16 protein-coding genes are annotated in these 21499 nt (G+C 67.0%); 6 read left to right on the top strand and 10 right to left on the bottom strand.

The window, feature by feature from the left end:
* Positions 1 to 88 precede the first annotated feature (88 nt).
* Together P0Y59_12990 and P0Y59_12985 are read left to right on the top strand one after the other, a co-directional pair.
* Positions 89 to 676: a TetR/AcrR family transcriptional regulator gene (locus P0Y59_12990; protein ID WEJ97882.1), complete on the top strand. Its 588-nt coding sequence runs from the start codon at positions 89 to 91 to the stop codon at positions 674 to 676.
* Between the two features lie 112 nt (positions 677 to 788).
* The gene (locus tag P0Y59_12985) at positions 789 to 1787 is read left to right on the top strand and encodes an LLM class flavin-dependent oxidoreductase (protein WEJ97881.1); all 999 of its coding nucleotides are present in this window, start codon (positions 789 to 791) and stop codon (positions 1785 to 1787) included.
* Positions 1788 to 1808: 21 nt separating this feature from the next.
* Here P0Y59_12985 and P0Y59_12980 read toward each other — a convergent pair whose 3' ends face one another.
* The 3 genes from P0Y59_12980 to P0Y59_12970 form a co-directional block, all read right to left on the bottom strand.
* Positions 1809 to 3116, bottom strand: coding sequence for an ATP-binding protein (locus P0Y59_12980; GenBank protein ID WEK02564.1), 1308 nt, complete (start codon positions 3114 to 3116; stop codon positions 1809 to 1811).
* A gap of 149 nt (positions 3117 to 3265) precedes the next feature.
* Positions 3266 to 3931, bottom strand: coding sequence for a response regulator transcription factor (locus P0Y59_12975; protein ID WEJ97880.1), 666 nt, complete (start codon positions 3929 to 3931; stop codon positions 3266 to 3268).
* A 34-nt stretch (positions 3932 to 3965) separates the two neighbouring features.
* Positions 3966 to 4271: a PepSY domain-containing protein gene (locus P0Y59_12970; GenBank protein ID WEJ97879.1), complete on the bottom strand. Its 306-nt coding sequence runs from the start codon at positions 4269 to 4271 to the stop codon at positions 3966 to 3968.
* Positions 4272 to 4420: 149 nt separating this feature from the next.
* Here P0Y59_12970 and P0Y59_12965 point away from each other — a divergent pair, with 149 nt between their 5' ends.
* Positions 4421 to 6202 carry an ATP-binding cassette domain-containing protein gene (locus P0Y59_12965; GenBank protein ID WEJ97878.1) on the top strand — a complete coding sequence of 594 codons (1782 nt, stop codon included), beginning with the start codon at positions 4421 to 4423 and terminating at the stop codon, positions 6200 to 6202.
* Between the two features lie 82 nt (positions 6203 to 6284).
* Here the strand turns inward: P0Y59_12965 and P0Y59_12960 are convergent, their stop codons facing one another.
* On the bottom strand, positions 6285 to 8231 hold the full coding sequence (locus P0Y59_12960) for a lipoxygenase family protein (GenBank protein WEJ97877.1): 1947 nt from the start codon (positions 8229 to 8231) through the stop codon (positions 6285 to 6287).
* 205 nt (positions 8232 to 8436) lie between these two features.
* On the opposite strand from P0Y59_12960, the gene P0Y59_12955 reads away from it, so the two are divergent.
* Together P0Y59_12955 and P0Y59_12950 are read left to right on the top strand one after the other, a co-directional pair.
* On the top strand, positions 8437 to 9585 hold the full coding sequence (locus P0Y59_12955) for a GGDEF domain-containing protein (protein ID WEJ97876.1): 1149 nt from the start codon (positions 8437 to 8439) through the stop codon (positions 9583 to 9585).
* Between the two features lie 107 nt (positions 9586 to 9692).
* The gene (locus P0Y59_12950; protein ID WEJ97875.1) at positions 9693 to 11252 is read left to right on the top strand and encodes a class I SAM-dependent methyltransferase; all 1560 of its coding nucleotides are present in this window, start codon (positions 9693 to 9695) and stop codon (positions 11250 to 11252) included.
* A gap of 11 nt (positions 11253 to 11263) precedes the next feature.
* On the opposite strand, the gene P0Y59_12945 is transcribed toward P0Y59_12950, so the two are convergent.
* The 6 genes from P0Y59_12945 to P0Y59_12920 form a co-directional block, all read right to left on the bottom strand.
* A complete protein-coding gene (locus P0Y59_12945; protein ID WEJ97874.1) occupies positions 11264 to 12244 on the bottom strand; it encodes a histidine kinase dimerization/phosphoacceptor domain -containing protein in 981 nt (326 codons plus the stop codon).
* A gap of 104 nt (positions 12245 to 12348) precedes the next feature.
* Positions 12349 to 13161: an ATP-binding protein gene (locus tag P0Y59_12940; GenBank protein ID WEJ97873.1), complete on the bottom strand. Its 813-nt coding sequence runs from the start codon at positions 13159 to 13161 to the stop codon at positions 12349 to 12351.
* 58 nt (positions 13162 to 13219) lie between these two features.
* Positions 13220 to 15376 carry a tetratricopeptide repeat protein gene (locus tag P0Y59_12935; GenBank protein ID WEJ97872.1) on the bottom strand — a complete coding sequence of 719 codons (2157 nt, stop codon included), beginning with the start codon at positions 15374 to 15376 and terminating at the stop codon, positions 13220 to 13222.
* Positions 15369 to 16733, bottom strand: a complete 1365-nt coding sequence (gene prsR, locus P0Y59_12930; protein ID WEJ97871.1) for a PEP-CTERM-box response regulator transcription factor — start codon at positions 16731 to 16733, stop codon at positions 15369 to 15371. The genes P0Y59_12935 and prsR overlap by 8 nt, the downstream gene beginning before the upstream one ends.
* Positions 16730 to 18784, bottom strand: a complete 2055-nt coding sequence (gene prsK / locus P0Y59_12925) for a PEP-CTERM system histidine kinase PrsK (GenBank protein WEK02563.1) — start codon at positions 18782 to 18784, stop codon at positions 16730 to 16732. Before prsK ends, prsR begins: the two co-directional genes overlap by 4 nt.
* A gap of 10 nt (positions 18785 to 18794) precedes the next feature.
* Complete coding sequence (locus P0Y59_12920; GenBank protein ID WEJ97870.1) at positions 18795 to 20183, bottom strand: TIGR03013 family PEP-CTERM/XrtA system glycosyltransferase; 1389 nt, start codon at positions 20181 to 20183, stop codon at positions 18795 to 18797.
* A gap of 230 nt (positions 20184 to 20413) precedes the next feature.
* Here P0Y59_12920 and P0Y59_12915 point away from each other — a divergent pair, with 230 nt between their 5' ends.
* Positions 20414 to 21466 (top strand): mannose-1-phosphate guanylyltransferase/mannose-6-phosphate isomerase, encoded by a 1053-nt coding sequence (locus P0Y59_12915; GenBank protein WEJ97869.1) that lies wholly within the window; start codon positions 20414 to 20416, stop codon positions 21464 to 21466.
* Positions 21467 to 21499: the final 33 nt, after the last annotated feature.

The raw sequence follows: 21499 nt of genomic DNA, 5'->3' as shown, positions 1-21499 counted from the left end.
CTCCTGCTTTGGGCTTGCAATCCGCGTGTCAGGTGTCACCACTTGACACGATGTAAAGTCGCCGTTCGTTTGCCCTGAGGTTTACACGATGTCAAGTTCGCCGCCCACGACACGATCCCGTATCCTGCAGGCGACGCTGGCGCTGATCCGGCGCGGTGCGGCGCCGCTCACCATGAGCGGGATTGCGAAGGAGGCCGGCCTGTCGCGTCAGGCGTTGTACCTGATCTTCGCCGACCGGGCCGACCTGTTCATCGCCGTACTGCGCTATGTCGACGGACAGCGTGGCCTGGTCCAGGAACAGGCGAAGATTCGGGCCGCGCCGAGCGGCATCGACGGGTTACTCGCGATCATCGACCGTCAGGCCCGGTGGAATCCCGACTATAAACCACTGGCCGACACGTTCGATCTCCTGCGCCGCCAGGATCCGGCTGCGCAGCAAGCCTGGCAGGATCGTCAGGACGACCGGCTGGCGGGGTGCCGCGCCGTCGTCGCGCGGATCGACGCCGAGGGCTGCCTCCGCCCCGGTCTCGATCCGGCGCTGGCCGCCGATCTCATCTGGACGACGACATCGATCGAGACATGGGACGATCTCGTGGCGAAGCGCGGATGGTCGGCCGGGCAATATCGCACATGGATGGCGGAGCTCCTGCTGTCGGCGGTGACTGTCCGTCCATGAGGTGCGGTGGCATCATGGGCGGAAAGATTATGTGCGCGCCGATAGCTTTGCTTGTCGCCGCGCGCCGCCAAGGGGCTTTTACCGGCGGGACGCGTACCCCATCTTGCCGTTCATGACAGCCTATTCCCTGCTCGATCTCGTTCCCGTCACTGAAGGCGGCAGCGTTTCCCGCTCCCTGGCCAATGCGGCCGATCTCGCCCGGCACGTGGAGAGCCTCGGCTTCAGCCGCTATTGGGTTGCCGAGCATCACGGCATGACCGGCATCGCCAGCGCCGCGACCGCAGTGGTGATCGCTCATGTCGCGGCTGCGACGGAGAGCATCAGGGTCGGGGCCGGTGGCATCATGCTGCCCAATCACGCGCCCCTGGTGATCGCCGAGCAGTTCGGGACGCTCGATGCGCTGTTCCCCGGGCGGATCGACCTTGGGCTGGGGCGCGCGCCGGGGTCTGACCAGATCGTCGCGCGAGCGCTTCGCCGCACGCTGGAGAGCGATGCCAATGCCTTTCCGCGCGACGTGGTCGAGTTGCAGAGCTATTTCGCCGATGACGGCCAGACCGGGATCCGCGCGACACCGGGGGCGGGCGCTGACGTGACATTATGGATCCTCGGATCGAGCACCTTCGGCGCGCAACTCGCCGCGATGCTCGGGCTTCCCTACGCCTTCGCCTCGCATTTCGCGCCCGACGCGCTCGACCAGGCGATCGCGATCTATCGTCGCGACTTCCGTCCCTCGGCGACACTGGCCAAGCCGCATCTGATGGCTGGATTCAACGTGTTCGCGGCCGATACCGATGCCGAGGCTGAGCTGCTGGCCAGTTCGCAGCAACAGGCCTTCGTCGCGCTGCGCACCGGCAATCCGGGCAAGCTCAGGCCGCCGGTGCCGGGCTATCGCGACAGCATCGGGCCGCAGGGCGCGCGCATCCTCGATCATGTGCTGCAATGTTCGGCGGTAGGCAGTCCCGACACGGTCGCGCGCGGGATCGCCGCGTTCGTCGAGCGGACCGGGGTGGACGAACTGATGATCGCGAGCTCGATCTACGATCATGCGGCGCGCAAACGCAGCCTGACGATCACTGCCGAGGTGATGCGGGAACTGACCGTGGCTGCCTGATCCTCCCCGGAACGGGGTGGATCAGTTTGCCGCCGGAAGCCTCAGTCGCACGAGGAGGCCGCCAAGGTCCTCGCTTTCCTCCAGGCTGACCGTGCCTTCGTAGATCTCGGCCACGTCGCGGACGATCGCCAGCCCGAGGCCGGTGCCCGGCTTGCCCGTGTCGAGCCGCACGCCACGATCGAAGATGCGCAGGCGATCCTCCTCGGGGATGCCGACGCCGTCGTCCTCGATCAGGAACTCGACGAAGCCGGCCTGCGCGCCGACCGTGACGAACACGCTGCCACCGCCATATTTCGCGGCATTCTCGATCAGGTTCCCGAGCATCTCGTCGAGATCCTGGCGTTCGACATGGACCTGGAGGTTCTTCGGTCCCGTCACGTCGATTCGGACATGGCGATAGAGCCGCCCGACCGCGCGCTCGACCGATTCGAGGCTCGGCCACACATCGGCACGGCTGTGCGCCGACCCGCGCCGGCCGACCGCCCGGGCGCGGGCGAGATGATGGTCGACCTGCCGGCGCATCGTCCGCGCCTCGCGGATCACGGTCTCGCCGAGATCGTCTGCCTGCGCGGTCGCTGCGTTCATGATGACGGTGAGCGGCGTCTTGAGCGCATGGGCGAGGTTGCCGGCGTGGCGGCGCGCCTCCTCGGCCTGCTTCTCGTTATGCTCGATCAGCGCGTTCAATTCCTCGACCAGCGGTGCGACCTCGTTGGGCATGGCGCGCTCGACCTGGCGCGACTTGCCGGCGCGCATCCGGGCGATCTCCTCGCGCACCCGGCGCAGCGGCCATAGCCCGTAAAAGGTCTGCAACGCGGCCATCACGATCAGCCCGAGCGCGAGCAGCAGGAAGCTGCGCACCAGCGTCTTGCGCAGCGCGCCGATCTGCGCATCGAGCCCGTCGCGGCTCTGCGCCACCTGGAAGCGCCAGCGTGTCGGCGAGCCGGGCAGCTTCACGTCGCGTTCCAGGATGCGCAGCCGCTCGTCGCCGAACTGGTGGCTGTCATAGGCGTGCACGCCCAGATCGGCATGGTTGGTGCCGAAGGCAAGCCGCCGGTCCCAGAGCGAGCGCGACGGGAAAGGCTCGCGCCCGGTGGCGCTGACCTGCCAGTAGAGCCCCGAATAGGGTTCGAGGAAACGCTGGTCGGCCGGCTCGCGGTTGAACACGACCTCGCCCTCGGGGCCGATCTCCGACGAGACGATCAGCGCGGTCAGCACATATTCGAGCTGGTCGTCGAAATTGCGCGTGACCGCGGCGGTCAGCACCCGGTCGAGCGCGAACCCGCCGCCGGTCAGCAGTAGCAGGATCCACCCGGCCGCGATGAAGATCATCCGCCGGCTGAGCGAGCCGGTGGTCTTTTGCCTCGCGGGGTAGATGGTCGGGGCCGGGCGATTTTCCTCGACCGGCAGCGCGGGCGCGGCAATGGCGCCGGTGGCCGGGGCAGCCTCGCTGTCAGCCATGGGACGTCATGGGAACTGGATCAGGCATCCGGATCCTCGAGGCTGTAGCCAAGCCCCCGGATGGTGGTGATCACGTCCTGTCCCAGCTTCTTGCGGATTCGGGTGACGAACACCTCGATCGTGTTCGAATCGCGATCGAAATCCTGGTCGTAGATATGCTCGATCAGCTCGGTGCGGCTGACCACCTTGCCCTTGTGGTGGAGCAGGTAGCTGAGCAGCTTATATTCCTGCGCGGTCAGCTTCACCGGCTCGCCGGCCAGCGTGACCTTGCCCGAACGGGTGTCGAGGCGGACGTCGCCAGCGGTCAGCTCGGACGAGGCATTGCCCGAGGCACGGCGGATGAGCGCGCGGAGGCGGGCGATCAGTTCCTCGGACTGGAAGGGCTTGGCAACATAATCGTCGGCGCCGGCATCGAGCCCGGCGACCTTGTCCGACCAGCTGTCGCGCGCGGTCAGCACCAGGACCGGCGCGGTGCGGCCTTCCTTGCGCCAGCGGTCGAGCACGGTCAGCCCGTCGATCTCGGGAAGGCCGAGATCGAGCACGATCGCATCGTAATTCTCGGTCGAGCCAAGGAAATGTCCTTCCTCGCCATCAGTGGCGAGATCGATGGCATAGCCAGCGCCTTCGAGGGTATTCTTGAGCTGCTGGCCCAGGCTGGGCTCGTCCTCGACGATCAGAACGCGCATAGGTTTATCCCTTCAGACGACGCCTTGGAGGCGTTCAATTACCGTCCTGGCCGATGACCTTGCCCGAACGGGCATCGACATAGACCCAGATGACAGTTCCCTTACGCACGAACTTGAGCGTGTAAACACTTGTGGCGCTGTCCAGCTCGACACCGAGATATTGCGCGCCGGTCATGCGCGGCAGGACACGCGATTCGATCTCGCGCAACGGCATGATCCGGCCCTGGCGGAGCTGGTCGAACGCTTCCTCCTGGTCACGCCGCTGGATCGGTTCCGCGGGGGCGGATACCGGGCCAAGCGCAGCGAAGGCGGATAACGCAAGCGATACGAGCATCTTCATGGCGTCTCGCATAGGGAGGCGGGCTTGAACAGCCTGTGAATGCTTCCGTCAGGCAAAGGTAACGTAGCGGGCAGCCTTTGGGGCAACATACGGGTGCAACCTGTCAGGGCAACTTGCCCACCCGCGCCCGCCGCCCTAACGGGTCCCGCATGGCAGCCCCAATCCTCGCATATGAAAATCTCGGCATCATCCAGGGATCGGGATGGTTGTTCCGCGGGCTCGACATCCATGTCGGCGCGCGCGACCGGCTCGCGCTGATCGGGCGCAACGGTGCGGGCAAGACGACGCTGCTCAAGCTGATCGCCGGCAAGATCGATTCCGACGAGGGGCGGCGGACGATCGTACCGGGCACGCGGGTGATTCTGCTTGAGCAGGAGCCCGATCTCTCGGCGCATCCGACCTTGCTCGACTATGTGCTCTCGGGGGAAGAGGCGCCGGCCCCGCATGAGGCCGAAGCGATCGCCGACCAGCTCGGCATCGATCTGTCGCGCGAATCGGCCAGCGCCTCGGGCGGCGAGCGCCGCCGGGCGGCGATCGTCCGCGCGCTGGCGCTCGATCCCGACGTGCTGCTGCTCGACGAGCCGACCAACCATCTCGATATCGCCGCGATCGACTGGCTGGAGGACTGGCTGAGCCGGTTCCGCGGCGCGTTCATCGCGATCAGCCATGACCGCACCTTCCTGACTCGCCTGACGAAACAGACCCTGTGGCTCGATCGCGGATCGATCAGGCGCGCCGAGATCGGTTTCGGCGGATTCGAGGCCTGGACGGAACAGGTCTATGCCGAGGAAGCGCGCAACGCCGAACGGCTCGACGCCAAGCTCAAGCTTGAGGAACATTGGCTGCTGCGCGGCGTGACGGGCCGGCGCAAGCGCAACCAGGGCAGGCTGTCCAAGCTTCACGAGATGCGGGCGGTGCGCGCCGCGATGATGGGACCGCAGGGCACGGCCAACCTGTCGATCGGCAGCGACGATGTCCGCACCAAGGTCGTGATCGACGTGAAAGGCGTCTCCAAGAGCTTTGGGGAGCGCACGATCATCAAGGACCTGACGCTCCGCATCACGCGCGGCGACCGGATCGGCATCGTCGGCGCGAACGGCGCGGGCAAGACGACCCTGCTCAAGCTGCTGACCGGGGAGCTTGAACCTGACGAGGGTCATATCCGGCTGGCCAAGACGCTCGACCGGATCGTGATCGACCAGCAGCGCAGCCTGATGGCGCCCGACAAGACGGTGCGCGAGGTGCTGGCCGATGGCGGCGACTGGATCGAGGTGCAGGGCATCAAGAAGCACGTCATCGGCTATCTCAAGGAATTCCTGTTCGAACCTGGGCTGGTCGACGCGATGGTCGGCACGCTGTCAGGCGGCGAGCGGTCCCGCCTGTTGCTGGCGCGCGAGTTTGCCCGCCCCTCGAACCTGCTGGTGCTTGACGAGCCGACCAACGATCTCGACCTGGAGACGCTCGACCTGCTGCAGGAAGTGATTAGCGACTATGAGGGCACCGTCCTCATCGTCAGCCATGATCGCGACTTTCTCGACCGGACGGTGACGATCACGCTCGGGCTTGACGGTTCAGGCACGGTCGATGTGGTGGCGGGCGGCTATGAGGATTGGGAGAAGCGCCGCAGGCTGCGCGCGTCGGGCGGCAAGCGCCCCAATCCGCGCAAGGCTGAGCCGACCGCCCCGCCGCCGGCCAAGGTCAAGCTGACCTACAAGGACCAGCGCGATTACGAACTGCTGCCCAAGCGGATCGAGGAGTTGGACAAGGCGATCGTTCGGGACGAGGCGGCGCTGGCCGATCCCGATCTCTATGCGAAGGATCCCGCCGCGTTCGACCGGCTGATGAAGGCGATCGACAAAGCTCGCGAGGAGAAGGACGCGGCCGAGATGCGCTGGCTGGAACTGGCCGAACAGGCCGAGGCTTTGGGGTAATCCTGGCGCATTCGCGGATAGCGGGTTGCCGGGAAGACGGAGTGGAAGCCCGGCCGCACGCAACGCAGCCGGGCGATGCGGTTCAGATATTGACGCTGGTCGGGATCAGGCTCGGCTGGAGATACGGATAGGGATATTGGCGCTCGGCATTGCGGGCGACGATGCGGGCATCGACCGCGCGAAGCGATGCCTGGAATCGGGCCAGCGGCCCTTCGGCACCGATGATCGCCGGATCGCGGAACCACTCCAGATAGGGGAAGTCGTTGCTGCGATAGTCGCCCAGCGCGCGGTAGTGCACCGAGCCGAGCAGATAGAGCACGTTGAGCTGCTCGAGCGCCAGCGAGACCGGCGGCAGGTAACTAAGCCATTCAGCCTTGTCATGGCCGGTCTGGCCCATCGGTGCCGCCGTCCAGCCAGCGCCGGTGACGGCGGGGGCGAAGGACATGATCTCCTTCTGCGGGAAATTCACCGCCGCATGCTGGGCGCTCGCGGTAAACAGGATCATCGTGCACACCTCGGCAAGCTGCGCGCGCGTGACGATTGGCCTGAACCCCTTCAGCTTGCCGTCCGAAGCGAGGGTGGCGACCCAGGCGGCCAGCTCCGTATCGCCGGTCACGGCCGCGTCATTGGCGTAATAGATGTCGATATATTGAGTCGCCCATTCGTGGATCGCCTGCCAGACCAGCAGGGCGTCGTCGCGATAGGGATAGTCGGGCAGCGCCGCCGTATCGGCCACGTTCCGCGCGACGAGATCGCGGTGCAGCATCTTGCCGTAGAAATCGAATGCCAGCCGGTCGCTCGCCGCGGCGAGCTGGCTCGACGTGATCGTGCCGCCGAAGATATGGTCGATCGGGCCGTTGGCGGCGATCAATGAGGTCGCCGCCTGGTTGTTGATGAACAGCGATCCCTCGAAATGCGGCACCAGCAATGCCCAGAGCGGATGGACGGCGGCAAGCTCGCGGTGAGTCGCCACCGCGCAGGCCTCCATCACCAGATGGGTGCGCGCCAGATGCACGAACAGCTCGTGATAATTGCCGTCGGCGACCTGGACCACGGTCTTGGCGATCTCCCAGCCCCAGGAGTCGGCGGCGACCACCGTCGGGGTGAAGATCGGATGCTCGTCGCTGTCCTGGCCGCACTGGATCGCGACCGGCTTCAGCGCCGATCCGCCCGGCGGCACCGCGAACAGGGCGAGCGGCTGCCAGACATATTTGGCCAGTCCGTTCCACACCCCGGGCACCAGCACGGCAAGCTCGGCATAGTCGGACAGATAGACCCGGCCCTCGGCCAGCGCCCTTTCGAGCGTGTCGCCAAGGCCGATCGCCGCCTCATATTGCTTTGCGGTGACGGGAAAATTCGCGGGCAGGGTGCTGATCCCCTGCAGCAGCATCGCATTCGGTCCGGCCACCCGAAGCCGCGCGAACTGGTCATCCTCTTCGAAGATATAGGCGAAGCCGGGCACCGGGATCGTGTCGAACAGCGCACGATAGGCATCGAGCGACGCCGCCGTCGTACCGTCGATGCCGAGCCTTTCGTTCCCGCTCAGCGCCGCGATGTCGCGTAGCTCCCCAGCATAGCTTTTCAGCAGGGCGAGATGGGCGTCATGCTCGACATATTCGACCGCGATCGTCGCATCGGCCGCGCTGCGCGCCAGGAACGAGCTGCCGGTCTGGATGGTGTGGTGCCGGGCGATATGCGTCGCCGATGCCTCTATCGCATCACAGCGGGCCAGGGCGTCGGCCAGGCCCCCGGGCGCGCTGTCGAGCTCCCCCTGTCCGAGGCCGGCCAGTTTCACCGCGATCACGTTGCGCGCGATCTTCAGGCCGACGGCGATCAGGATCAGGAACCATGGAATGGTCGGTTCGTCATTGGCCGGGACGGTCGCCGCCAGCGGCACGCCCGGCAGGGTAGGGACATCGGTCGTCCAGACATAGCTGGCGCAGGCGGTCGCGATCTGTGCCTCGCGTGCGGCCTTTTGCGCCGGGGTGTCGTTCTGGGGAAGGCTGGGATGGGTGGCCGCGCGCGTCATCTGCTGCTCCTGTGCTGGTCTTTCGTGCGAGGCGCGGTGCTATGGAAACATGGTTAACAACTGATGGCCCCGTCGCCGGGAAACGGGACCAAATCCGGATTTATCTTCCCCGTCGCGCCTTGGGGGCACGGTCAGGGCTGGGCGCCGAATCTGGTTCAGGAACAGGGGTAACGGTCGATTTACCTTGGGCTGCTAGCCCGGCTCGATGAGAGCGACGATCAAGGCTTTTTGGCGGGCTGCCTTTCCGCCGGTTCCCGAGGTGATCCGGGACGATTTCACCTTGCTTCGCGCGGCGCGGCTGCAGAGCCAGATTCCGCTGCTCTATCTCACCCTGCTGCTCACGATTCCGACCGCGATCTACGGGTCGAGCCAGGGCGCCTCGCCGATCATCCGCTTCGGTATCCCGATCTTCATGGGCGGCGCGTGCCTGCTGCGCTTCTTCGCCTGGATGAAGAAGCGTGCGATGATCCTCGACGTCGGCCGTGCCGCGAAGATGATCAAGGCAGCGACATGGGTGTCGGGCTCGCTCGGCGTGCTGTGCAGTACCTGGTGCGTGATGAGCTGGTTCAGCGCGCCGCCGGAGATGCGGATCTATTATCCGATGATCATGGCGATGGGCTCGCTCGCTACTGCCTATTGCCTCTCGACCATCCGCTCGGCGACGATCATCAACCTGGCGATCGGCCTGTTGCCGATCACCATCCTGCTTCTCTTCACCGGTCACCGGATGGACCTTGCCGCCGGCACCAGCCTCGCCGTTGCCAGCGCGTTCCTGCTTCGCATGATCGCGCAGCAACATGTCCAGCTCGTCGACCTGCTGATGCTCCAGCGCAAGATGCGGGATCTGGCCAACACCGATCCGCTGACCGGCCTGCTCAACCGCCGCGCGCTCGACGCCCGGCTGCAGCAGGAGATTGCGGCGGCGGGTCCGGAGACATGCTTCTCGGTCGCTTTGGTCGATCTCGACGGCTTCAAGCCGGTCAATGACTGCCACGGCCACGCCGCGGGCGACGTGCTGCTGTGCGAGGTCGGGGAGCGGCTGCGCGGTGCCGGTGGTGAGGATGCCGTGGTGGCGCGGCTGGGTGGCGATGAATTCGCGATCCTGGTGCCCTGCGGTTCGGCGATCGCGACTCACGCCATTGCCGGCCACATGTTGTCGGCCCTGGTGCCGCCGCACCAGATTTGCGGTCACGACATTCGTGTTGGCGCCAGCATCGGCGTGGCGACCTGGCCCGTCGACGGCCGCACCGCCGATGCCCTGTTCGATACCGCTGACCGCGCACTCTATGTTGCCAAGGCGGAAAGCAGGCATCCGCGCCGCGGCACGGAGACGGAGCGATCCGTGGCGGCATAAGATCCCGTCCCTGTCGTCCGGTCGACGCGTTCTTGACGCCCGCCACATTGCAATATCGTCGCGGTTCCTGAACAGGTGCGCACAGGCCTGCATGAGGGGGCAGTGACATGGCCATGGGCGGGACGACGGAGATTGGGGACAGCCTCGCGCGTACAGCGCGGAACTACGACCGGCTTCCCTATGAGTCCCGGGCGTTCGCGGCGAGCCAGCCGTCCCGCATCGGGGGCATCGCGCGTGCTTTCGGGCTTGAAGCAGCGCCGCTGGCGACCGCGCGGGTCCTCGAACTGGGCTGCGCGTCGGGGGGCAATATCATTCCCCATGCCCTGCGCTATCCGGACGCCAGGTTCGTGGGCATCGACCTGTCGTCTGCTCAGGTCGAGGCGGGGCAGGCCCGGATCGCCAGGCTCGGTCTCGACAATATCGACATCCGTTGCGAGAGCCTGACCGGGATCGGCGAGGAACTCGGCGTCTTCGACTATGTCATCTGTCACGGCGTCTATAGCTGGGTGCCCGCGGCGGTACGCGACGCCATCTTCCGGGTCGTCGGCGAGCGGCTGTCGCCGATCGGCATCGCCTGTGTCAGCTATAATGTCCTGCCGGGCTGGCGGATGATCCAGCCGGTCCATGACGCCTTCAGGCTCGATGCGCAGGGCGATCCCGATCTGCCGGACCGCGTTGCCAGGGCACGGGAACTGCTCGACTTCCTCGCGGCGGCGACGCCCGACCGGGGCCCTTATGGCGATGTATTGCGCGGCCGCGCCGCGGCGATGGCGGGGTTGCCCGACGACTATGTCGCGCACGAATTTCTGGAGGAGATGAGCCACCCCACCACGGTCCGCGCCTTTGCCGCGGAGGCGGCGCGGGACGGCCTCGGCTACCTCGCCGACTGCGATCTCGGCCTGTCGACGCTCGACAATTACGGGCCGGATATCGCCCAACAGGTGCGGGCACGGGCGAAAGACGACCCGGTCGAGGTCGAGCAGTATCTCGATATGCTGACCGGCCGTACGTTCCGCCAGACCATCCTGGTGTCGGCCGGTCGGCTGGCCGGCGCGAACCGCTCGGTGGTCCGGGAATGCATCGCACCGTTGCATTTCCTGACTGACGCCGGGCTTCAGCTGTTGTGGAATGGCAGCGAGCCTGTCCTCGTCGACGCGGGCGGGCGGCTGCTTCCCCTTGGCTCCACTGCTGTCGCCGATGGGATAGCGCGTCTTATCGGGCAGTATCCTTCGTCCTCAAGCCTGGGGGCATGCGCCCAGGCCGAGCAAGCGCCGCTGTTGGAGGCGCTTCATCGAATGGTCCTGGCCGGCATGGCCAGCCTTTCATCCGAGCCGCTGCATGCCGGTCGCGCTGACGATCGGGACAAGCCGAGGGCGATCGCGATCGCCCGGGCGGATTCGGCGGAAGGGGCCGGGTCCACCACCAATTTCCGTCACGAGCCGGTGACGCTCCAGGCGATGTCGCGGCTCCTGCTGTCGGTGCTTGACGGCAGCCGTGACCGTGCCGCCCTTGCTGAATTGTTGACGCAAGAGGCCGTGGCCGGACGTCTCGCCTTCACGCGGGATGGCGTTCCCGTCACTGACATCGCCGCGATCGGGGAAATGGCCGCGGAACGGGTGTCCGCGCTGCTGGTCGGTTTCGCGAATGCTGGCCTGCTGGAGGCGTGATCGGCGCGGAATCAGGACTCCAGCTTCATCACCACGCGCGTACCGCTTTCGTCGCTTTCGGTCGACAGCGTGCCGCCGGCCTGGCGGGCGAATGCCTCGACCAGCCGGCTGCCGAGCCCGCTGGTTTTTCCGGGCAGCGCCGCGCCCTTCGGCATGCCGACCCCGTCATCGGCCACGGTGATTCGCCAGCCGCCCTTGCTCCTGTTGCGCAGGGTGACGGTGATCGTGCCGAGGTCGCGCCCGGGAAAGGCGTGCTTGGCGGCATTGGTGACAAGCTCGTTGACGACCAGCCCGATCGAGACGGCGCGGTCGCGCGGTACTGCTGCCTGGTCGCTGTCGCACGAGAGGGTGATGCCACCCTGCAGGAACAGCGATTCGGCGAGCGCCGCGCAGAGATCGGTCAGATAGTCCCTGATCTCGACGGTGCCCGGCTGGCCGGTGCCGCGATAGAGATGACGGTGGGCCCGGGCGATGCTGTCCACCCGCATCTGGGCCGTCTCGAGCGCCTGGACGGTTGCCGGGTCGCTCGCGCGGCGCTTCTGCAGGTCGAGCAGTCCGGCGACGATCGCGAAGTTGTTCTTCATCCGATGATCGAATTCGGCGAGGAACAGGTCGCGGTCCGCGATCTCGCGGTCGCGCGCCTGGGTCGCGCGGCGGGCGGTGCGGCGGAACAGCTCCGCGATGGCGATCGTCATGATCGCGGTGACGATCACGATGGCGACGGCGAAGGCGTTCGCGCTCGTCGCGAAGCGGAAGGACCGCTCGACCGGATAGATGAAGTACCAGATATAGACGATCATGATCGTCGCGGTGAGCGTGCCGGCAAAGGCGCGCGCGAACAGGGTCGCGAGCATGATCGCCGGGTAGATCAGCGCGAACGGTGCCGCGCCGCCGGCGACGATGTCGAAGACCAGCCGGACGATCTTCGCGCCAAGCACGGTCAGCAGGGCGACGCCGACCTGAGTCACCCAGACGGGTACGGCCGGCGACAATCTCTCACACAGATCAAAGTCGCCGATGCGGGTCATGGCTGACGTCACCGCGCGGGGGCCACCAAGTCAAGTCGGGTTCGTGCAAAGATGAGCCAGATCAATGACTATCTCAGCGATCTTCCATTCCGGCCGGCCAGATCGACGATGTAATGCCAGGCGACCCGGCCCGAACGGCTGCCGCGCCGCGTTGCCCAGCCAACCGCCTCGACCGGATCGAAGGGCAGGCCGTACGCATCGGTATAGCCCTGGACGATCGCCAGGTAGGAATCCTGGTCGATCACGTGGAAGCCGAGGCTGAGCCCGAACCGGTCGGCGAGGGCGAGCTGATCGTCGACCGCGTCGCGCGGGTTGATCGCGCTTTCCTGCTCGGCGATGTCGCGTGGGACGAGATGGCGGCGGTTGGAGGTGACGATCAGCCGGGCATTGGCGGGTCGCGCCTCGGCACCGCCCTGCAGCATCGATCGCAGCGCGCGCGCGTCGCCGGCCGCGTCGAAGCCGAGATCATCGATGAACAGGACAAAGGCGCGGGGCACCGATGCGATGGCCGCGAACAGCGTCGGCAGGGTGTCGAGCCGGGTCGTCACGACCTCGATCAGCGCGAGATTGCCGCCCGAGGCCTGGATATGGGCGACCGTGCTCTTCACCAGCGCCGACTTGCCGGTGCCGCGCGCGCCCCACAGCAACGCGTCGTGCGCCGCAGAGCCGCTTGCGAGCCGCTCCAGATTGTCGACCAGCGCCGTCTTCTGGAGATCGATGTTGCGGAGCTGGTCGAGCGGCAGGCCGGCGAAATCGCGCGCGGCGATCAGCGTGTCGCCGCGCCAGACATAGGCGGGGTGCGCGAGCGGGTCGGCGGCCGGCGGAGTGGGCGGGGACAGCCGGTCGAGCGCGTCGGCAATGCGGATCAGAGGGTCGGTCATTCCCGGCCTGTTACAACCACCGGCCTTTCAGGCAATAGCCTTCGCCCGGAAGGAGGGGTCAACTGCCCAGCGTCTTCAGCACCGCCTGCGCGGCATCCCGATCCTGGAAACTCGAATCCCCCAGCGCTGCCTTGATCTCCGCCGCGGCCTCGGCCTTCCGGCCGAGATCGGCATAGACCTGCCCGAGATGCCAGCGCAGCACGGCATGCCCGGGCGCGATCGAAACGGCCTTTTCGAGGAGCTGAACCGCGCCGCCGTTCCTGCCCGACTGATAGAGTGTCCAGCCATAAGCGTCGGTCGTGGCGGGGTTCATCGGGGCGAGCGCATAAGCGGCCTTGGCGTAGACGAGACCGGTCTCGGTGTCGTCGGCGCCGACATAGGCATAAGCGAGTTCAGCCAGCAGCGCGGCGTCGCGGTTGCCGATTCGCTGGCGCAGGCCCTCTAGCGTCTCGATCGCCGTGTCCCATTCGCCGCCGGCGATCTGCCAGTGCGCGGCAAGGCGCAGCCCGGCGACGCTCTGCGGATTCTGTGACAGGAACAGCGCCAGGACGTTCGCGGCGTCTGGACGGCGTCCCGCGTGATCGAGTGCATCGACCGCGCGCAGCATGGTCGGCTCGTCGAAATGGATGTCGGCGGCGCGGGCATAGGCGGTCGCGGCGTCGCCATAGCGACCCATCACCATCAGCGTGTCGCCGACCGCCAGGTGTGCGGCGGGGACACCCGGATTGTCGCGGGCAAGCGCATGCGCTTGGACAAGGGCGTCGCCCGCATCGCCCGAATCGATCAGGCCACGCAGATAACCGACTCGGCGCACGGGATCGTCAGGCTCCTGGTTCGTCGCGGCGGTCAGGATCGGCAGGCTGTCGTCGGTGCCGAACGGGCTCGATCCCTCGCGCGACGGCCAGGCGGCGCGATCGAGGAAGCGGCCCGACCAGTCGCGTTCGCCGGTCCTTTCGAAGGCGCGCGCGACGAGGGTGAGTGTATAGCTGTCGGCATCGCCGCGCAGCGCCACCGGGCGGAGCATATCAAGCGCCCCCTTTGCATCGCCGGAGCGCAGCAGCGCGGCGCCGAGCAGGCGGCGCGCGGTGATGTTCATCGGCTGGCGGCCGACGAGCTGGCGGAACTGCTCGATCGCCTGCTCATAGGCACCGGCCTGATAGGACAGGGTGCCGCCCAGCAGCAGGGCACCGGGCATGCCGCTAACCTTGCCGGCGGTACGGTCCATCAGCGTGCGGGCAAGATCGAAATTGCCCGCGCGCGCGGCGAGAACCGCCTGGAGGTAATAAGCCTGGGGGCTGCCGGGCTGCGCCGCGAGTGCCTTGCGCGTCGCCAGCAGCATATCGCCATAGCGGCCGACATCGCCCAGCGTACCGGCATATTCGATCAGCGCCGGGTGGAAATAGGCGTCGCGCTTGAGCGCCTCCTCGAACCAGGGGAGCGCGGCGACCAGGCCGTACTGGCCCCGCACCAGCTCGCCCCGCAGGGTCAGCGCCTCGATATTGTTGCGGTCGAGCGCGATCGCGCGGGTCGCCGCGTCGATCGCGCCGGCGAGGTCGCCGCTGGTGTAGCGGACGCGGCCCAGGTCCGACCAGGCCGCGCTGTCGCCGGGCGTGGTGGCCAGGACCTCCGCGAGCATGCGCTGCGCACCGGGCAGGTCGCGCTGCGCCGCGAGCGCGCGGGCGGCGACACGGGCGGCATAGTCCGCATAGCGCGGCTGCGTCTTGCCAGCTTCAGCCAGGGCACGCTTGGGATCGCCCTGGAGCAGCCAGGCATGGGCGTAGAGCTGATGCGCCCGGTTACCGTCGAAGCCGGCCGCCCGCGCACGGCCGAGCTCGCCTTCAGCCGCGACGCCGTCGCCGAGCGCGAGGAAGACGCGCGCCAGCACGGCATGGGCGAGGCCCCAGTCGGGGTCGGCCTTGATCGCCGCCTGCGCATGCAGGCGCGCAGCGCTGATATTGCCGAGCTTGAGCAGGCCGAGACTCTCGCCGAGCTCGACCCGGGCGCTGGCGGGGTCGATACGGACCGGCCGGGTCACCGCGAAGGCGAACAGCAGGACGCAGAGCAGCGCCGCGCCACAGGCGGCGAGGAACACGCCCCAGCGCCGCGCGTGGCCGGATCGGCGACGACGACGTCCTCTTGTCCGCGTTTCGGGAAGCGTCGGTGCCTCGACCGGCTCGATACGAACGGAGAAGGCGGATGGCGATCGTTCAAGCATGGAGATCATAGCTTTTCAGCAGGTCGTACAGCGTCGGCCGGCTCACCCCGAGCAGCTTGGCGGTGTTCGAGATATTGCCCTCGGCCCTGGTCAGGGCGTGACGGATCGCCTTGCGATCGGCGGTCTCGCGCGCGGCGCGCAGGTTGATCGGGGTATCGTCGGCGCACTCGGCGAGATCGAGATCGGCGGCGGTGACGAGCTTGCCCTCAGCCATGATCACCGCGCGCTTCATCCGGTTTTCCAGCTCGCGGACATTGCCCGGCCAGTCCCAGGCGTCGATCGCCGATCGGGCATCGGGCGACAGGCCGGTGACCGTGCTGTTCATCGACTTGGCGTATTTCTTGAGGAAATGCCGCGCGAGCAGGCCGGCGTCGCCGGTACGCTCGGCAAGCGACGGGATTCGCACGACGATCTCGGCGAGGCGGTAATACAGGTCCTCGCGGAATCGCCCGTCGGCGACCATCGCATCGATATCCTGGTGGGTGGCGCAGACGATGCGGGTGTCGACGGGAATCGCCTTGCGGCCGCCGATTCGCTCGATCACGCGCTCCTGCAGGAAGCGCAGCAGCTTGACCTGGAGCGGTAGCGGCACGTCGCCGATCTCGTCGAGGAACAGCGTGCCGCCATCGGCTTGCTCGATCTTGCCTTCGGTCGTCTTGACCGCGCCGGTGAAGGCGCCCTTCTCATGGCCGAACAGCTCGCTTTCCAGCAGCGTGTCGGGGATCGCCGCGCAATTGATCGCGACGAACGCGCCCTTCGCCCGGCGGCTCGAATCGTGGAGGCCGCGGGCGAGCAGTTCCTTGCCGGTGCCGCTCGCGCCGAGCAGCATCACCGAGACATCCGCCCCGGCGACCCGCTCGATCGTTCGCGTCACCTTGAGCATCTCGGGGCTCGACGTGATCATCCCGCCAAGCGCCGTCTCGCCGTCCTGGCGCTCGGCGAGCCGGCGATTCTCCGTCTCGAGCGCGTGGACGTGGAAGGCCCGCGCGACGATCAGGCCGAGCGCGTCGATGTCGATCGGCTTGGCGTAGAAATCCCAGGCGCCGTCGCCGATCGCCTTCAGCGCGCTTTCGCGGGCACCGTGGCCGGAGGCGACGATCACCTTGGTGTCCGGCTTGAGCGCAAGGATCGCCTCAAGCGTGGCGAAGCCCTCGGTCACCCCGTCGGGATCCGGCGGCAGGCCGAGATCGAGCGTGACGACCGCCGGTTCCTCGGCACGGATCGCATCGAGCGCCGACGCACGGTCGCTCGCGACGATCACCTGATAATCCTCATAGGCCCAGCGGAGCTGGCGCTGCAGGCCGAGATCGTCCTCGACAATCAGCAGCTTGGGCTTGGGCGTGCCTGCGGTGCTCATGCGGCCTTCCCGATCAGGGTATCGCGTGCGACGGGCAGGGTAACCCGGAAGCGCGATCCTTCACCCTCGCGGCTGGTCACCTCAAGCGTGCCGCCCATCGCCTGGGCGAGCTGAAGGGCCTCGAAGGCGCCGACGCCGAAGCCGCCGGTCTTTGACGAAACGAAAGGCTTGAACAGCTTTTCGCGCAGGAAGGCCGGCGACATGCCGCAGCCCTTGTCGATCACGTCGATCTCCACTCGTGTATCTTGTGCCGTCACCGCGATCATCACGGGCTCGGCCGGACTGCTCGCCTCGATGGCGTTCTGGACCAGATGGCCGAGCAATTGCTCGAGCCGCGCCGGATCGGCGAGCGCCACGGCCTCGCCGTGCGAGAGGGTGGCGATCGGATGCTGCGAACGCCGCCGCGCCGCGACGCGTTCGAGCAGTGGCGCAACCTCGACCGCGCGTAGTTCCTCGGCGCGGCCCGAATGGTGCTGCGACAGGCGGGCGAGCAGATCGTTCATGCGCCCGGCCGAGTCCTGGAGCGTGGCGATCATGTCGGCGCGGAACTCGGGGTTATGGGCATGGCGTTCGGCGTTGCGTGCGGTCAGGGTCAACTGGCTCACCAGATTCTTGATGTCATGCATGATGAAGGCGAAGCGGCGATTGAATTCGTCGAAGCGCTGCGCGTCGGACAGGGCCTCCTGAGCGCGCGCCTCGGCGAGGTAGCTGGCAACCTGCCGCCCGGCGATGCGCAGCAGGTCGAAATCCTCCCAGTCGAGCGACCGGTCGACCGGGGGGCGGGCAAGCAGGATCGCCCCTTGCAGTCGGTCGAGATGGACCAGCGGCACCAGGGCCCAGGCATTGGGCTCGTCGGTCATCCACAACGGCACGCTGGCCAGTTCGCCGGGGTCGGCGATATCGCCGCGTACCGAATCCAGCTCGACGATCCGGCCGGTGGTGGCGAGATAGGTGGCGAGCGCTTCGTCGCCGCCAGCCGAGGGCAGGCCGTCGCGTGCCCAGTTCCATCCCGCCCCGATACCCAGGCCGGTGCCTTCCGGCACGAGCAGCAGCCCGGCCGGAGAATCGGTGAGGTCGGCGACTGCCTTGACGATTCGTTCGTCGAGCGGCGCTGCGCCCTCGCCGGGCTTGCCCAGCGTATCGGTGAACCGAGTCCATTCGGCGCGGTAGTCATAGCGGTGACGGAACAGATGCTTGGCCACCTTCACCTTGGCCCAGGCCTTGACCCAGGGGGAGGAGAGGACGGTGAGCACCGCCGCGGTCGACCCGAAGACGAAGGCGGTCTGCAGCACCCGCGCATTGTCACCGCCGAACGCGGCGATCGCGCTGGTCGCGGCCAGCATGATCACCGCATAGAGCAGGGTAACGGCGAAGGAGAGCGTCTGCCACGCGACCGTGCGCGAGAGCTGCAGCGTCCAGTCGCCGTTGCGTTGCACCGCGAGCGCGAACACGGGCGCGGCCAGCACCATCACCACGCCGCGGCCGGCGATCAGGTCGTTCGGCGCACTGCCGGTAAGATAGGTGGTGGCATAGAGCAGCAGGTCGACGCTCCACATCGCGGCCAGGGCGATCACGGCGAGCGAGATGTCGCCCCGCGCGCGCGGCGCGACGGCCGAATAGAGGTGGTTGACCAGGACCAGGGCGCTGATCGCGACCATGGCGCGCAGCAGCACGCGGACCGTGCCGAGCGCCGGCACCACATCCGGGCCGATCGTCTCGTCGCTGACGGCCAGGCCGGCACTGATCAGCACCAGCACCACGACGACGCCGTAGATGATCGCGACCGGGCGTGCCTCGGGCGCGCCGCCATCGCGACGGACCAGCGCGAACATGAAGCCGAGCCAGGCGATGTTGCGCGCGCTTTCGGCCACGCGCGTCACCAGGTCGAGTGGGCCGATGCCGGCCACGGCGAGCGCCCAGAGCGCGGTGACGCCTAGGGCGACGACGAAGGTCAGGCGCGGCAACGCGCTGCCCGCGTCGCGCAGCCGGGTCAGCGCGACGCCCGCGAACAGCAGGGCGGCGAGCGCATGGCTCCAGAGGATGGCCGTTATCGGCACCGGATCAGCGCGCCCCCTCCGGCCACAGCACGACACGGATCGTCTGGAGCAGGATCAGCACGTCGAGGAAGGGCGAATAGTTCTTGGCGTAATAAAGATCATATTCCAGCTTCTGCCGGGCATCGTCGATCGACGCGCCATAGGGATAGTTGATCTGCGCCCAGCCGGTGATGCCCGGCTTCACCATGTGGCGTTCGGCGTAGAAATTGAGCTGCTGCTCAAGGTCCTCGACGAATTGCGGGCGTTCGGGGCGCGGCCCAACGAAGCTCATCTCGCCTTTCAGCACCGACCAGGTCTGCGGCAGTTCGTCGATCCGCAGCTTGCGGATGATCCGGCCGATCCGGGTGATGCGCGGATCGTCCTTCTCGGCCCAGACCGCCTTGCCATCGACCTCGGCATCCTGGCGCATCGAGCGCAGCTTGATGACGTCGAAACCGACGCTGTACAGGCCGACGCGGCGCTGACGGTAGAAGGCGGGTCCCTTGCTCTCGAGCTTGATGGCAAGCGCGGTGATCAGGATCAGCGGCAGGGTCAGGATCAGCAGGACAAGGCTGGCGGCGATGTCGAACAGCCGCTTGAACAGGCTGGACAGCATTCGGCCGGAAGAGAAGCCGTCGGAGAAGATCAGCCAGCTCGGATTGACGCTTTGCAGGTCGACTCGACCGGTCTCGCGCTCGAGGAAGGTCGAGATCTCGTTGACGTGAACGCCGGTGGTCTTGATCCGGAGCAGGTCCTTGAGCGGCAGCGCGTTGCGGCGTTCCTCAAGCGCAAGGACCACTTCGCTCGCGTTGAGCAGCACGACATGGTCGGCGAGGTTGTAGATCGCGTCGCGGGCGATCGCCTCGGGAATGATGCGGGCGGCTTCGCTCATCGAGACATAGCCGACCACGACGAACCCGGCCCCGGGGGTCGCGGCGAGCGCCTTCAGCCGCACCGCGCGCGCGCCGGCGCCGAGCACGACGATCCGGCGCTTGAACACCTGGCCACCCAGCGTCTTGCCGAGCAGGATGCGCAGCGCGATGAGCATGCCGATCGCGATGCCCATCGAGTAGAGCAGGTTCGAACGCCAGAAGGTGATCGTGGGCAGCAGGAAGAAGAGGACGCTGAGGAAGATCACCCCAAGCGACACCGCGACGAGCAGCCGCGCCGCGGCGAAGCGCAACGACTGGAGCGCGCTGGCGCCATAGACGCCGACCGCGATCATCGCGAGCTCGACCGAGGCGGCGAAGGTGAAAAGCTGGGGGATTCGGTTCTCGATCGGATCGACCAGGCTGCCGATCTGATGGATGCGGAGCGAATAGCCGAGCTCGCCCGCGACAACCAGCAGGACAAGGTCGAACAGGCCGAGCAGCAGCACGGCGTTGGGAATATAGTGCTTGAACAGCCTGATCATCGTCGTTCCAGCCCTTGGCCCAGCCCTTGGCGTCCCCGCGTGTAAACAAAACCGACACGCAGCATGGGCTGTCGCAGAAATTGACAAACAAAGGTTGAACGTCTGCTCGTCTCTCTCCCTCCCTCCCCAATGCAGGGGAAGATGGGAGGGAACATGGGCCCCGATTGATCCAAGGCAGTTTCTATGCCGCGTCTCCCGGGGTAAGGGGACGCGTCACGGGAGATTCAAGAATGCCGCTTTCCAAGCCGATCGTCCCTGTCATCCTGTCGGGCGGGTCGGGCACGCGCCTCTGGCCGATGTCGCGGCCTGACCGACCCAAGCAGATGCTGGCGCTGACGGCGGAAGACACGATGCTTCAATTGACCGCGCGCCGTGCGTGCGGGGAGCATTTCACGGCGCCGATCGTCGTCGCGAACGCGCAGCACGCAGATATGGTCGAGGAACAGCTCGAGGCGGTCGAGGCCGCGGCGCGAGCGCTGATCCTTGAGCCGATGGGCCGCAACACCGCGCCCGCGATCGCGCTCGCCGCGCTGGCGGCCGGGGGCGGTGCCGATCCGCTGCTGGTGATGCCCTCGGATCACGTCATTGCCGATGTGCCGGCGTTCCACGCGGCGATCCATGCGGCGATGCCGCTGGTGGCTGAAGGATGGCTGGTGACCTTCGGGATTGATCCGCTCACGCCGGAGACCGGCTTTGGCTGGATCCATGTCGGCGAGGAGATTTCCGGGGGCGTCCACCGAGTCGCGAAATTCATCGAGAAGCCCCCGCGCGACAAGGCGGAGGCGATGCTGGAGGCGGGCGACCATGCCTGGAACGGCGGCATCTTCCTGTTCCGCGCCGACATCTATCTCGGTGCGCTCGCGACCTATGCGCCTGACATGCTGCTCGCATGCCAGCGCGCGATGACCGCGGCGCGCTCCGAGGGGTGTCGTATCTACCCCGATGCCGATGCCTTCGCTGCCTCGCCGGCCGATTCGATCGACTATGCCGTGATGGAAAAGGCGGAGCGGGTCGCTGTGGTACCAGTCAGCATGGGCTGGAGCGACGTCGGAAGCTGGGACGCGCTGCACGAGATCAGCCAGGGCGATGCCGCTGGCAATGTCCATCATGGTGAGGTGATCGCGATCGACACCGCCAATTGCCTGGTGCGCAGCGACGGCGTGCGGATCGCGCTGGTCGGGGTGGAAGACCTGATCGTCGTGGCCAGCGGCAACGACGTGCTGATCCTGCCGCGCGGGCGATCCCAGGAGGTGAAGAAGCTCATCGAGGCAATGAAGGGATAGGCGGAGTCTTTCCGCCCGATTGGCGGATCAGAT

Origin of the sequence: Candidatus Sphingomonas phytovorans, from assembly GCA_029202385.1 — a bacterium.
GTDB classification, from domain to species: Bacteria; Pseudomonadota; Alphaproteobacteria; order Sphingomonadales; family Sphingomonadaceae; genus Sphingomonas; species Sphingomonas phytovorans.
The sequence above is the reverse complement of the archived record's forward strand: the minus strand, read 5'-3'. Positions and strand labels throughout refer to the sequence as shown.